This is a genomic window from Halosimplex aquaticum, from assembly GCF_028747785.1.
GTDB classification, from domain to species: domain Archaea; phylum Halobacteriota; class Halobacteria; order Halobacteriales; family Haloarculaceae; genus Halosimplex; species Halosimplex aquaticum.
In genome coordinates this window covers 697890-711024 of the sequence record NZ_CP118158.1, presented here as the reverse complement: position 1 = coordinate 711024, position 13135 = coordinate 697890, and the positions used below count along the sequence as shown (strand labels likewise).

The following is a 13135-nucleotide window of genomic DNA, read 5'->3' as shown; positions in this document are numbered from 1 at the left end:
TGTTAGTCACCTGCCGCTGGTACGTACTTCATATTGCTCACGGCGAGTTCCTCGCCCTCGATGCTGGACTCGAAGCCCTCGACGATCTCCGCCGGTTCGAACGGGTTGCCGTTGTACTTCAGCAGGCTGGAGAGCTTCGGCCCGAAGCGACCGAGTTCCTTCTGGGTGAGCCCGCGGAACTGCGCGGTCGCGTTCATCTCGACGACGAGGCACTCCTCGACGGATTCGAGGAACGCCGAGACCTCCTCCTCGGGGTAGGGCATCAGGTCGCTGACGCCGATGGCCTTGACGGAGTGGCCGGCGTCGTTGAGGCGGTCGACCGCCTCGAAGACGGTGCCCTGGTGGCTGCCCCAGCACATGATCCCGTACTCCGCGTCCTCGGGACCGTGGTGGGTCTGGTTGCCCTTCTCGTCGAGCTCCTCGCGGATGGAGTCGAGCTTGCCGAGTCGACGGTTCATCTGGAGGACGCGGTTGTCGGGGTCCTCGCTGATGTGGCCGGCCTCGTTGTGCTCGTTCCCGGTCGAGAGGAAGCGACCGCCCTTCTGGCCGGGCACCGAGCGGGGGCTGACGCCCTCCTTGCCGCCCTCGGCGTCGTACTGGAAGCGCTTGAACTTGCCCGCGTGGTGCTCGGCGGCCTCGGCGATCTCCTCCTCGGTGATGACCGATCCCGGGTCCGGGTCGGGCTCGCGGTCGAAGAAGCTCGCGTCGACGTTGCGCAGTTCGCCCTGGAGCTTCTGGTCGTACACCAGGATCGTCGGGATCTGGTAGTCGTAGGCGATCTCGAAGGCCGTCCGGATCTGCTCGTAACACTCCTTCTGGTCACCGGGTGCGAGCACGACGCGCGTGGAGTCGCCCTGGCTCGTGTAGAGGACGTGTTCGAGGTCGCCCTGCTCGGGCTTGGTCGGCATCCCCGTCGAGGGCCCTGCGCGCATGGCCTCGATGAGGACGACCGGCGTCTCGGACATCTCCGCGAGTCCGAGCGGTTCGCTCATCAGGGCGAACCCGCCGCCGGAGGAACCGGACATGGCCTTGACGCCGGTGTGGCTGGCACCGAGCGCGAGACACGCCGCGGCGATCTCGTCCTCGACCTGCTCGGAGATCCCGCCGAACTTCGGCAGGTTCTGGGACATGATCGTGAACACGTCGGTCCACGGGGTCATGGGGTAGCCGGCGATGAACCGACAGCCCGCGTCGAGCGCGCCGTAGGCGATGGCGTCGCTGCCGGAGACGAGCGCCTGGGGCTCCTCGGGCTCGTCGTGGTCGGGGATGGAGATGTCGTGGTCCTGGTCGAACTCCTGGGCCCGCTCGTAGCCGTCCTGGATGACGGCGAGGTTGGCTTCCAGGATGTCGTCGTTCCACATCTCCTCCATGATCCCCTCGTACTCGGTCGTGTCCATGTCGAGGAGCGCGGCCGTGACGCCGATCCCGGCGTTGTTGCGCATGATCTCGCGGCCGTGTTCCTTCGCGATGCCGCGCAGGTCGACCGGGTAGACGTGCCAGTCGTTCTCCTCGGCGCGTTCCTCGAGGTTGATCTCCGCGACCTGCTCCTCGTCGATGAGCCCCGAGTCGTAGACGATGATGCCTCCCTCGCGGAGGTCGTCCAAGTTCTCCGTGAGGGGTTTCAGTTCCTCGTTGCCGTAGTAGGCGTCTTCCTGGGGGTTCCGAGCGAAACTGTCACCGAGCGCGAGCAGGAAGTTGTAGCCGTCCCCGCGCGAGCGCGCCTCGTCGGGGGTGGCCCGTACTTCCACGTAGGTGTGACCGCCCCGAATCCGGGACGGGTAGTGTCGGTGTGTGAATACGTCGAGACCCGAGCGCATGAGGGCCTTGGCGAAGTACCGACTGTTGCTGTCGATACCGTCGCCGGAACCACCCGCAATCCGCCATATTAGTTCCTGATCTGTCATGGATACATCGATCGGCCCCGATTCGGGTGCCGTGAACGAAACGAGGACTGGACCCGACTAAAGCGTTTTCACTCTGTCACCGGCTAATAATCGTGAAGGATGGGTACGGAGTCTCTCGCGCCTGAACTCGGGCGAGGGTGACAACTGCACGCACATACGATCGCTGTCGTATATCTCGGTATCCGTTCTCTATTTCAGGAAACCGTTTCCTACAACCGTCACTGAAACGATCGATCGCTCTACGTGGCGGCCTCAATCCCTCTGCGACGGAATATCGTCCGATCGAACAGCCGGCAGTTCCCGGTCGAATCGGCGTCGCGATCGACGGCCGGGTCGCTAGAGGAGCGGTAGTGTCAGGAAAATGCAGGTGCGGCGGTTCGGACGGCCGCCGAAAGCAGTCGTTACTTCGGCGCCTGGTTGTAGATGAGGTTGCGCTGGATGTCGTTCGCGCCCTCGTAGATCACCGGGACGCGCACGTCGCGGTAGACGCGGGCGATCCGGCGGTCGTGGAGGACCGAGCGGCCGCCGTGCAGTTGCATGGCCTTCTGGGCGCAGTCGTTGGCCGTCTCCGTCGACTTGAGCTTCGCCATCGCCGCCCAGAAGCCGGCGTCGTCGTTGCTGGTGACGTGGTCGGCGGCGCGCCAGTTCAGCGCGCGGGCGGCCTCGAACTCCGTCCGCATGTCCGCGAGCTTGTGCTGGACCGCCTGGAACTCGTCGACCGAGCGGCCGAACGCCTCCCGGTCGTGGACGAAGTCCCAGGCCTCCTCGATGGCCGCGGCCGCCATGCCGATGCCGTGACCGCCGACGACGACGCGGCCGTGGTTGAAGAACTCGGCGAGCATGTAGAACCCGGCGCCCTCCACGCCGATCAGGTGGTCTTCGGGGACCCGGCAGTCGTCGAAGGTGATGTGGGCCTGCTTCGACGCGCGGAAGGCCATCTTCTCGGGGATGTGCTCGGCCTCGTAGCCGTCGATGTCCGTGGGGACGACGAACAGCGAGTAGTTGCCGTACCGGTTGTTCTCGTCGTCGCCGGTCTTCGCGTAGACAGTCACCCAGTCGGCCTCGACGCCGTTGCCGATCCAGTACTTCTCGCCGTTCAGGACGTACTCGTCGCCGTCTTGCTCCGCGGTCGTGGTCATCCCGGCCAGGTCGCTCCCGGTGTCGGGCTCGGAGACCGCGAGGCCGGTGATCTGCTCGTTCGTCGCGACTGGCCGGAGGTACTCCTCTTGCAGTTCGTCGTCGCCGTGCTCTTCGAGAATCTCGGCGCCGAAACTCGCCAGTTGCAGCGTGAGCGCGATGCCGGCGTCCGCCCGGTAGAACTCCTCGGCGATGGCGAGCACCTGATGGAGGGAGAAGCCCTTCCCGCCGTACTCCTCGCCGATGTCCTGGGCGACCAGCCCGGCGTCCATCCCCGCGTCGAGGACCTCGTAGGGATACTCGCCCGTCTCGAAGTACTCCTCGGCGTTCGGTGCGATGTGTTCGGCCGCGAACTCGCGGGCCTGCTGTTTGACCTCGCGGGCCTCCTCGGGGACGGGTCGCTCGTCCAGTAGTTCCATGTCCCCCGTAAGGAGCGGGAGGCCCAAATAAACGCTGACACGCCAACAAACGGGTCACTAGTTGATCGTTCACTTCTCGACCGCCGGGACGGACGCCCTGTCCGGTAACCGATCCGACGGTCGAAGCGGCGAGAGCCAGTCAGGCCCCCGGTGCGGCGTCGTCGGGCACGCGCCCTTCGACGAGCGACTCGTCGCCGTACTCCTCGCGCAGCGCCTGTTTGTTGAACTTTCCAGTCGCGGTCTTGGGGACCTCGTCGATGAAGACGACGTTGTCCGGCACCCACCACTCGGGGTACGATTCGAGGACGTGGTCGCGCAGGCTCGCTTCGAGCGCGTCGCGGTCGACCCCCTCGTTCGGGACCACGAGCGCGAGCGGCCGTTCCTGCCAGCGCTCGTGCGGGACGCCGATGACGGCCGCCTCGGCCACGTCGTCGTGGGCCATCAGTTCGTTCTCCAGTTCCTGCGAGGAGATCCACTCCCCGCCGCTCTTGATGACGTCTTTCGCGCGGTCGACGATCTTGATGTAGCCGTCCTCGTCGACCGAGACCACGTCGCCGGTCTTCAGGTAGCCGTCCTCGAACTCCAGGTCGTTGGCCTCCGGGCGCTCGAAGTACTCGGTGGTGACCCACGGCCCCTTGACCCACAGTTCGCCGAAGTCCTCGCCGTTCCACGGGACCTCCTCGCCGTCGTCGTCGACAACTCTGAACTCCAGCCCCGGCGTGATGAGCCCCTGTTTCGACCGCTTTTCGAGTTGCGTCTCGTAGTCGGCGTCGGCGAGGCTACCCTTGAGGTGGGCGGCCGAGCCGACCGGCGACGTCTCCGTCATGCCCCACGCGTGGAGCAGTTCGACGTCGTGATCGTCGAAAAAGCGGATCATCGCCTCGGGCGCCGCACTGCCGCCCACGACCAGTCGGTCGAGCGCCGACAGGTCCACGTCGTTCTCTCTCACGTGCTCCATCAGCCCGAGCCAGACCGTCGGAACCCCCGCGGTGACGGTCACGCCCTCCTCCTCGATCAGGTTCGCGAGGTCTCCGGGTCCGGGCTTGGGGCCGGGGTAGACGTGTTTCGCGCCGCCGGCCGTCGTCGAGAACGGCAGCCCCCACGCGTTGACGTGGAACATCGGGACGACGGGCATCACCACGTCGTCGTCGTCCACCGGGATGCCCTGGGGCTGCTGGAGCGCCATGGTGTGACTCCAGAGCATCCCCTGGGTGTACTCGACCCCTTTCGGCCGGCCGGTCGTCCCGGAGGTGTAACAGAGCCCGGCGGGCCGGTCCTGGTCGTTGTCGGGCCAGTCGTAGCTCGTCGGCTGGTCCCCGACGAACGACTCGTAGGCCACTGCGTCGAGGTCCGTGTCTGGGACCGACTCGCCCATCACGACGTAGCGCTCGACCGATTCGAACGCCGACGGGTCGTCCGCGGCCGCGCCCTCCAGTTTCGGGAGCAGCGAGCGGTCGACGAATATCGTCTCGTCGCGAGCGTTCTCGACGATGTACTGGACGTGCTCGTCGGGCAGCAGCGGGTTGATCGTGTGCAGTTGGGCGCCGATACCCGGCACGCCGAAGTACGTCTCGTAGTGCCGGTGGTGGTTCCAGCAGAACGTGCCGAGTCGCTCGCCGTCGCCGTAGCCGGCCTCCTCGAGCGCGTTGGCGAGCTGGGCCGTCCGGTCGCCGTACTCGTCGTAGTCGTACCTGAAGACCCCGTCGTGCGTCCGCGAGACGATCTCCGTGTCGGGGTACAGCTGTTCGGCGCGCCACGCGAACGGTCGCAGCGTCTGGTCGGATCCACCTGGCATGTGCTAACACACGTATCGACGACGTAAGAACGTTACATAAACTGGAATATGATTTCGGCGGCTTGACGATCGCGTCGACTGGACGGGTCGACAAAACGGGTCGACAAGTGACCGGATTCGCGGCCGTCGCGGTGTCGCTCAGACTTCGATCTGCTGCATCAGCTCGACGAGTTCGTCGAGCTCCGGGAAGGTGTACACCTTCACGTCGACGTTGGAGTCCGGCGCCTGGACGTGCGAGTCGAACATGAGCGCCATGTCGCTCTCGCGGTCGCCGACGAGTTCGTCGACCATGCCGCTCCCGGGGCCGAAGATGAACGAGGGCGGGCCGATGTCGATGGTTGTGTCGAGGACGTTCGCCCAGCCGTCGATGAACCCGCTGGTCATGATGTTGCCGATCTCCTGGATGGCCGACCGCTCCATGTCGGTGAAGCCGTCGGCGGACGGGTCCGTCTCGCCCATGTCGCCGATCATCCCGTGGGAGAGCTCCTTCGCGCTCCCGGCTTCGAGGAGAAAGAGGATGTGGCCGTGCGGGGGCTCGACCATCTCGATGCTGATGCCGATCTGCTCGGCGTGGCCCACGTGCGTCTTGATATCGGGGATGTCGATGAAGTTGATCTTGGTGATCTCCATCTCCGTCTCCATCCCTGTCATCTGGCTCAGATGGCCGGCGACGGTGTTGCCGCCCTCCTTCGCCATCTTGTTGAACAACCCGAGTTTGCGGATATCTATCTTCAGACTCATTGGCGACCCTGCGGGATGGCGACGGGTTTCGACCCGACCCACATAAGCGGTCCCCCCTGATTTTCGCAATCGAGACTGACGACCGCGATAGGTCGGACAGGAGACGCGGACGGCGCCGGTCACGACGGGTCGGCCCGCAGGTCGCCGGTCCTGACGAGCCACGTGGACGGCCACCTGACCCCGTAGGCGTCGGCGCCCGGATCGGGCGCGTCCCAGTCGTCGGTGGTGACGAACGACTGGTCCTCCCGTTCGGTGACGCCGAGCATCGGCAGGTCGTGGGCGTTGTGCCACGCCAGGTCCCGGACGAGTTCCTCCGCCTCGTCGGCGTCGGTCGTCCGTTTCAGTACCTCCAGACGCTCGCGCGGGTCGATGGTCGTCGTCCCGGAACCGGACCGCGCGGGAACGGTCCGGTCCCCCGTCGGGAAGCCGTGGCCGCCGTCGACGACGGGCAGTTCGACCTGGAACCGGGCGGTGTTGTAGGGGAACGCGGCGCCGCTCCCGCCCGGCGTCCAGTAGAACGCGCCCATCGTGAAGTCGCCCTCGGCGTACCGGTCGAACAGGTCGTTCCCGGGAACCACCGCGATCGAGACGTCGAACCCGAACTCGTCGAGCCGGCGGACGATCGCTTGGCTCGCTGGGGTCCAGTCGCTCCAACCGGAAGGCGACAGGAAGTCGGCCGAGATCGGTTCGCCCGACTCGTCCTCCCACGTCCCGTCCGATCGACTGTATCCGGCCGATTCGAGCAGGTCCGCCGCCGCGTCGGTCTGGGAGGCGCCGACGCCGTAGTCCGGATAGGCGGACCGTCCGTCGCCGAGCCACCGCTGCTGGTCGCCGATCGTGATACCACAGGGGATCGGCACACCGGTATTGGTGTTCGGGGCGGCGGCCTCGGCGACCTGCTCGCGGTCGATCACGTGCGCGACGGCCTGGCGGACTTCCCGGGTGCCGAAGTGCTCGTCCGCGTGGTCGAAGACCACGCCGTACCCCCACTTCGCGGGCGTCCGGACTTCCCGCACGTGGTCGGGGAAGTTCTCGACGACCGGCTGCGGCGCGAACACGCCGCTCGCCACGTCGACCTCGTCCGTGATGAGCGCCTGCTGGATCTGCGCGCTCCCGTTCAGGTCCCTGAGTTCGTACCCCGAGAACGTCACCCGGTGAGCGAGGGGGTGGTCGGCGAACCGTTCGAGCTCGAACCGCTGTGCGTCCGCACGCACGAACCGGAACGGCCCGTTGCCGATCGGTTTCCGCTCCTCGAACTGGGCGAGCGACTGCCCGTCTCCCCCCTCGAACTGCGCGTACCTGTCGGGATGGGCGTGTACCCGGTCGGTCAGCAGCGCGTGTTCGAGGACCTTCGGGTGGGTCTCCTCGGCCAGCGCCAGCGCCACCGTCCGCTCGCCGCGAGCGGTCACGCCCGTGACGTGCTCCCAGATCTCGTGTTCCAGCTGCCGTCCGAGGCGGAGCTGGAGCGCGAGGTCGTCCGCCGTCACCGCGCGGCCGTCGTGCCAGACCAGGTCCTCCCGCAGCGTCACCGTCATCTCCGTTGGCGTGACGGACCACTCCGTCGCCGCGTACGGGACGAACTCGCCGCGTTCGTAGTGGTACTTCGCCAGCGGCTCGTAGATCAGTTGCGATGCCGTCTCGGCCACGTGCGAACTCCCGAAGCGGTTGAAGTGCAGGTCCGACGGCGGTCCGGACCGCGCCAGACCGACCAGCGTCACGTCGTGGAGTTCGTGGGCCGGCGTCTCCGTCTCCCCCGGCGTCTCGGTTTCCGTCTCCGTCGGCGTGTCGGTCGGCGTCTCCGTCTCGGTCGACCACGGCGTCGGCGTCGGTGCCTCGGTCGGCGTCGGACTCGGCGTGTCGGTCGCCGTGGGCGTCGGCGAGGGCGTCCCCGTCGGCGTCCCGTCGCTCCCCATCAGTCCGGTACATCCACCCAGTATCGCCGCGATACCCGTTCCACTCCACGTCAGGACCCGGCGTCGGCTCGCCTCCTCCTCAGCCATGGCCGACGTGACAGCCGGCGAATAATAAAACCCACCCGTCTCGATTCAGTGCTCGCGGTGACTCACGGCGACGCCCTCGCCCAGCGGCAGCAGCGTCGTCTCGAAGGCCTCGTCCCCGCGCACAGCTTCGAGGTACTCCGCGATTCCGCGCGACATCCCGTCGAGCGTTCCGCTGTCCCCATCGCCGGCGAAGTAGTCGCGCAGCGCTTCGGCGTCGATGGATCCCCCCGCGACGGCGTTGTCGGCCGCGACGATGCCGCCCGGCGCCACCTTGTCGCGGACGGCCTCGAACGCCTCGGCGTAACGCTCCTTCTGGCAGTCGATCAGCACCACGTCGAACGGGCCGTCGTAGTCCTCGACGGTCTCGATGGCGTCGCCGTGTTCGAACGCCGCGCGCCCGGCGAGGTCGCCGCGGTCGAGGTACTCGCGGGCCTGCTCCAGTTCGCCCTCGTCGATCTCGGTGAGGACGACCTCGCCGTCCTCGGGGAGCTCGCGCGCGAACCAGTACGCCGAGTAGCCGAACCCCGACCCGAACTCGAAGATCCGCTCGGCGTCGGCGAACCGGGCGCACATCGCGAGCCACCCGCCCACCGCTGGCCCGACGTACGGGAAGCCCTCGCGGCGGGCCTGTGCCCCCATCTCCTCGATGATCTCGTCAGACTCGGGGCCGATGACCGTCGCGTACGATTCGAGCAGGTCCGGGAGTTCGTCCGCTGCCATAGAACGGTTGTTCGCTCCCCGTCCGGAAAAAGGGGCCGCGCCCCGGTAGTCCGTGCCGGGATCAGGAGTGAGCGTCGACGTGATCGAGCAACCTGGCTCGGGAGAGTACGATCTGGCGACCGCGAACAGCGTGAAAGCCCCGACCGCCTTCAGTCGCGCGGCTCGCTGCGCGCGCTCACTCCGTTCGCGTGCTTACGTCGCCGTGCTTCCCGAAGGCGACCGCCCCTTTCATTCCCACCCTCACAGCTTGTTCGTCAGTCTATGCGGGTGGGGATGAAAGGGGCCGGGCGCTTTCACGCTGCTCGTGGCAGTTCTCCTCGAAGTGGCTGGTACCACACCGATCCATCTACCACGAACAACAGCCACTCCTAGCCGTCGAGGGATTCAAACCGGTACGGCCGTAACCCCGGACATGTCAGAGACGCCGCCGGGGCCGAAGGGCGAGCCGCTGTTCGGGAGCAGTCGACGCTACGCCCGCGACCCGTTCTCGTTCATCGCGGCGCTGGAGGAGACCTACGACGGCGTGGCGCTGTTCGACATGGGGCCGATGGACACCTACATGGTGACGGACCCCGCCGACGTCGAGCGCGTGCTCGTCTCCGAGGCCGGCGCCTACCGGAAGCCCGACTTCCAGAACGACGCGCTCGGCGACCTGCTGGGCGACGGACTCCTCCTCAGCGAAGGGGAGACCTGGGAGCGCCAGCGCGACCTCGCCAATCCGGCCTTCCGGATGGCCCGTCTCTCGGGGATGGCCGACCGGATCACCGGCCACGCCGAGTCGATGGTCGACGGGTGGTCACCGGGCCAGACCGTCGACGTCGAGAGCGAGATGGCCCGCGTCACCCTGAACGTCATCCTCGACCTGATGATGGGCGTCGAACTCTCCGACGAGCGCGTGAGGACCGTCGAGGAGCAACTGGAACCGCTGGGGCGGCGCTTCGAGCCCGACCCGATCCGGTTCGCGATGCCGGAGTGGGTGCCGATGCCCGGCGACGAGGAGTTCGAGTCCGCCGTCGACACGCTCGACTCGGTGCTGGACGAGATCGTCGAGACGCGCCGCGGGACGGAAGGCGTCGAGGGCGTCGAACGCGTTTCGGCCGACGACGAGGCCGCCAGTGGCGAGCCGCCGATGGACTTCCTCTCGGTCCTGCTTCGGGCCCAGAACCGCGGGGAGCAGTCCCCGGAGCAGCTCCGCGACGAGATGATGACGATGCTGCTGGCGGGTCACGACACGACCGCGCTGACGTTGACCTACACGTGGTTCCTCCTCTCGGAGCACCCGGAGGCCGAGCGCCGCGTCCAGCGGGAAGTCGACGACGTGCTCGCGGGCGACCGGCCGGGGATGGAACACGTCCGCGAGTTCGAGTACCTCGACCGGGTCGTCAACGAGGCGATGCGCCTGTACCCGCCGGTGTTCACCGTCTTCCGCGAGTCGACCGGACCAGTCGAACTCGGCGGGTATCGCGTGCCCACGGGTTCGATCGTCATGCTCCCGCAGTGGGGCGTCCACCGGTCGGAGCGATACTGGGACGAACCCGACTCGTTCGACCCTGACCGATTCAGCCCCGAGCGTCGCGCCGACCGACCGCGCTTCGCCTTCTTCCCGTTCGGCGGCGGCCCCCGCCACTGCATCGGGAAGCACCTCTCCCTGCTGGAGGCGAAGCTCATCCTCGCCACCGTCGTCTCCGAGTACGAACTGGACTTCCAGGGAACGACGCCGCTGGAGTTCATGCCCTCACTGACGATGCATCCCCGCCAGACGATGGAGATGCGCGTCGAGGAGCGGTGACTGACCGCCGCCGGACGCGCTCGCTTCCGCCTATCCGTCGCGGTCCAGCGCGGCCCCTCCCTCGTCGACCCACCACTGCAGATCCTTGTACGCCTCGGGCCAACTGGTCAACAGTCGGTCCTCGGTCGCGGCAAGTTCACCGGGCGTCCAGAAGCGGGCTTCGGCCACCTCGTCGTCCGCCTCGGGCGTCCCCCGCACGTCCGCGGCGTCGACGGCGTAACAGAGACAGGTCTTGTGGGTCGCCTCGAACTTGACGAACGTCCGCGCGTCGAACAGCACCAGATCGGCCGGGTCGACCACCAGCGTCGTCTCCTCTTCGAGTTCGCGGGCGCCGGCGACGTCGGGGTCCTCGCCGGCTTCGACCATCCCGCCGGGCGTCCCCCACAGGTCCCGGTCCGGGATGTCGACTTTCACCAGGAGCACCGCGTCGCCGTCGTGCGGCTTCGCCGCACTGCCCGGGGGACTCCGTCCCCCGCTGTCGAGGACGGCCACGCGCGCCGTCGGAATGGGATTGAAGAACTCGTACTCGCCGCAGTCGGCACAGCGCTGGACGGCCGGCGGGTCGACGGGTTCGAGCCGACCGCCGCAGTCCGGGCAGTAGTCGGGCGGCGTGTTTGGCATTGGCACACTGTCGACGCCGAGTGATAATAAGCGTCTCTGACACGATCGACAGTCCGGATTCGGTCTCCCCTCACGCCCGCCGTATTTTCCCGTCAGTGGGGATACCTTTTTCCGGGGGCCGACTGAAGCGTCGGGGGTACGAATGGACGGGACCGACGGGAGAGACGCCAGCCTCGGTGGAGAGATAGAACACGTCCTCGTGACGAACGACGACGGCATCGACGCACACGGACTCCGGGCGGTCGCGGACAGGCTCTCGAAGGCGGCGGACGTGACGGTCGTTGCGCCGGAGGGAAACGTCAGCGGGATCGGGCGCACGCGCCAGCGGCGGATCTCCTACGAGGAGACCGACACGGGATACGCGGTCGAGGGCATGCCAGCAGACTGCACCGCCTTCGGCCTCCGAGGGCTGGACAGTACCCCCGACGCGGTCGTCTCCGGCTGTAACCACGGCCCGAACGTGGGGTCGTACGTCCTCGGCCAGTCGGGCACCGTCGGCGCCGCCGTCGAGGCGGCGTGGCTCGACGTCCCCGCCATCGCCCTCTCGGCGTACGACCCCGGATCGCTGTTGCCGCGACCGGAAGACGAGTTCTGCTACGCGGGCGCGGCCGACGTCGCCGCCTCGCTACTCCCGGCGCTCGTCGAGAGCCACCGCCGCGAGGGCGGCGCGGATCTGCTGAACGTGAACGTCCCGGTGGGACGGGACGGGGCAGTGACCGACGACGCGCCGATGCGCGCGACCGAACCGCACGACTTCTACGACACCACCGCCAGGGACGACGACGGCGCGGTCCTGTTCGAGAACTACTACGGGCCGCAGAACCGCCTCGCTGAGGGGTCACCTGCGCCGGGCGAACTACCGCCGTCGTCGCTCCCCGCGGACGCCGAACAGGGCGCCCTCCGGGACGGCGCGATCGCGGTCTCGCCGCTCTCGGTCCCGGTCGCACCGGTCGACTGTCCGGTGATCGACAGCGCGGTCGAGGCGCGCAACGAGCGTCGCGAACGATCGGTAGCGTGAGCCGCGTACTGCGATCGTGATTTACCGATTGCGGCTCACCGGGAACTTCACCTGGTCGGGGTTGTCGTTGAACTCGGCGAGGATCCGCTCGTAGATCCGGTTTTTCGTCCGCTGGCCGCGCCGCGGGTGGACGATGTAGCGAACTCGGAGTTTCACCCACGAAGCCTCCTGCGTCACGTTGACGGTCGGACGGGACTGCACTTCGAGTTCGACCGGCGTCTCGGCCAGCCGCTCGCGATAGCGCTCGATGTTGCGCTCCATCTCGTCGCCGACCACCTCGTCAGCGACCCGGATCATCGTCTCCCGGGCGAAGTCCAGGTCGGTCTCGTAGGCCACCTCGACGGCGACCTCGTTCCAGACGTACGGGAACTCCTCCTGGGTGAAGTTCTTCACGTGCGAGGAGAGGACGACGGAGTTCGGGAGCGTGATGATCCGCCCCGAGGGCTGGTTCGAGGAGACGAGTTCGCCGTTGATCTCCCAGAGCGTCGTCACGAGGAAGTTCACCTCCACGACGTCGCCCTTCGACTCCTCGATGGCGACCCGGTCGCCGACCTGGTACGGCCGGTTGACCATGATGTACACCCAGCCGATGAGCGAGAACAGCGGCTGCTGGAGCGCGAACGTCACCGCGAAGCCCACGACCCCGAGCGAGAACAGCACCCCGAGCCACTGCTCGGTGACGACGCCGAGCAGCCCGATCAGGCCGACGAGCCCGAAGGCCAGCCGGAGGACGTTCCGCAGGTCGTGGCGCCGGCGTTTCGAGGCGGCCCGCTCGGTGAGCCACCCGCCGACGACGCGATAGGTGCCGTACGTCGCCAGTACCACAGCCGTCGCGACCAGCGCGGTGACCGCCATCCGTTCGGCCGACAGCCCCCACAGGGTTCGCGGCTCGACGACCTGAGTGACGAGCCGACTCGCGACCGCGGCGACGCCGGCGCCGATCAGTGAGAGGTACCCGACCCGTCGCATCTGCCAGTCCGCTGGGAGCGCC

At 67.5% G+C, this 13135-nt stretch carries 10 protein-coding genes; 2 read left to right on the top strand and 8 right to left on the bottom strand.

Features of this window, described 5'->3' with window-relative positions; genetic code table 11:
* Window positions 1-2 precede the first annotated feature (2 nt).
* The 6 genes from PSC72_RS03505 to PSC72_RS03480 all read right to left on the bottom strand — a co-directional run bounded on the left by PSC72_RS03505 (window position 3) and on the right by PSC72_RS03480 (window position 8716).
* Window positions 3-1904, bottom strand: a complete 1902-nt coding sequence (locus PSC72_RS03505) for a 2-oxoacid:acceptor oxidoreductase subunit alpha (protein WP_274324504.1) — start codon at window positions 1902-1904, stop codon at window positions 3-5.
* Window positions 1905-2305: 401 nt separating this feature from the next.
* Window positions 2306-3460 carry an acyl-CoA dehydrogenase family protein gene (locus tag PSC72_RS03500; protein WP_274324503.1) on the bottom strand — a complete coding sequence of 385 codons (1155 nt, stop codon included), beginning with the start codon at window positions 3458-3460 and terminating at the stop codon, window positions 2306-2308.
* A 139-nt stretch (window positions 3461-3599) separates the two neighbouring features.
* On the bottom strand, window positions 3600-5255 hold the full coding sequence (locus tag PSC72_RS03495; RefSeq protein WP_274324502.1) for a long-chain fatty acid--CoA ligase: 1656 nt from the start codon (window positions 5253-5255) through the stop codon (window positions 3600-3602).
* Between the two features lie 138 nt (window positions 5256-5393).
* Entirely contained in the window at window positions 5394-5996 is a 603-nt protein-coding gene (locus PSC72_RS03490; RefSeq protein ID WP_274324501.1) for a chemotaxis protein CheC, read from the bottom strand.
* A 119-nt stretch (window positions 5997-6115) separates the two neighbouring features.
* Window positions 6116-7996 carry an ABC transporter substrate-binding protein gene (locus tag PSC72_RS03485; RefSeq protein WP_274324500.1) on the bottom strand — a complete coding sequence of 627 codons (1881 nt, stop codon included), beginning with the start codon at window positions 7994-7996 and terminating at the stop codon, window positions 6116-6118.
* A gap of 45 nt (window positions 7997-8041) precedes the next feature.
* The gene (locus tag PSC72_RS03480) at window positions 8042-8716 is read right to left on the bottom strand and encodes an O-methyltransferase (RefSeq protein WP_274324499.1); all 675 of its coding nucleotides are present in this window, start codon (window positions 8714-8716) and stop codon (window positions 8042-8044) included.
* 412 nt (window positions 8717-9128) lie between these two features.
* Between PSC72_RS03480 and PSC72_RS03475 the strand changes: the two genes are divergently transcribed.
* Window positions 9129-10505, top strand: coding sequence for a cytochrome P450 (locus PSC72_RS03475; RefSeq protein WP_274324498.1), 1377 nt, complete (start codon window positions 9129-9131; stop codon window positions 10503-10505).
* Window positions 10506-10535: 30 nt separating this feature from the next.
* Here PSC72_RS03475 and PSC72_RS03470 read toward each other — a convergent pair whose 3' ends face one another.
* Window positions 10536-11126: an NUDIX hydrolase gene (locus PSC72_RS03470; protein WP_274324497.1), complete on the bottom strand. Its 591-nt coding sequence runs from the start codon at window positions 11124-11126 to the stop codon at window positions 10536-10538.
* A 142-nt stretch (window positions 11127-11268) separates the two neighbouring features.
* Here PSC72_RS03470 and surE point away from each other — a divergent pair, with 142 nt between their 5' ends.
* Window positions 11269-12144, top strand: coding sequence for a 5'/3'-nucleotidase SurE (surE, locus tag PSC72_RS03465; RefSeq protein ID WP_274324496.1), 876 nt, complete (start codon window positions 11269-11271; stop codon window positions 12142-12144).
* A gap of 21 nt (window positions 12145-12165) precedes the next feature.
* Here surE and PSC72_RS03460 read toward each other — a convergent pair whose 3' ends face one another.
* Entirely contained in the window at window positions 12166-13113 is a 948-nt protein-coding gene (locus tag PSC72_RS03460; RefSeq protein ID WP_274324495.1) for a mechanosensitive ion channel family protein, read from the bottom strand.
* Window positions 13114-13135 lie beyond the last annotated feature (22 nt).

Coding starts and splice junctions, on each gene's coding strand:
- surE (WP_274324496.1), top strand. CDS start 11,269: ATGGACGGGACCGACGGGAGAGACGCCAGCCTCGGTGGAGAGATAGAA.
- PSC72_RS03500 (WP_274324503.1), bottom strand. CDS start 3,460: ATGGAACTACTGGACGAGCGACCCGTCCCCGAGGAGGCCCGCGAGGTC.
- PSC72_RS03505 (WP_274324504.1), bottom strand. CDS start 1,904: ATGACAGATCAGGAACTAATATGGCGGATTGCGGGTGGTTCCGGCGAC.
- PSC72_RS03460 (WP_274324495.1), bottom strand. CDS start 13,113: ATGCGACGGGTCGGGTACCTCTCACTGATCGGCGCCGGCGTCGCCGCG.
- PSC72_RS03480 (WP_274324499.1), bottom strand. CDS start 8,716: ATGGCAGCGGACGAACTCCCGGACCTGCTCGAATCGTACGCGACGGTC.
- PSC72_RS03475 (WP_274324498.1), top strand. CDS start 9,129: ATGTCAGAGACGCCGCCGGGGCCGAAGGGCGAGCCGCTGTTCGGGAGC.
- PSC72_RS03485 (WP_274324500.1), bottom strand. CDS start 7,996: ATGGCTGAGGAGGAGGCGAGCCGACGCCGGGTCCTGACGTGGAGTGGA.
- PSC72_RS03490 (WP_274324501.1), bottom strand. CDS start 5,996: ATGAGTCTGAAGATAGATATCCGCAAACTCGGGTTGTTCAACAAGATG.
- PSC72_RS03495 (WP_274324502.1), bottom strand. CDS start 5,255: ATGCCAGGTGGATCCGACCAGACGCTGCGACCGTTCGCGTGGCGCGCC.
- PSC72_RS03470 (WP_274324497.1), bottom strand. CDS start 11,126: ATGCCAAACACGCCGCCCGACTACTGCCCGGACTGCGGCGGTCGGCTC.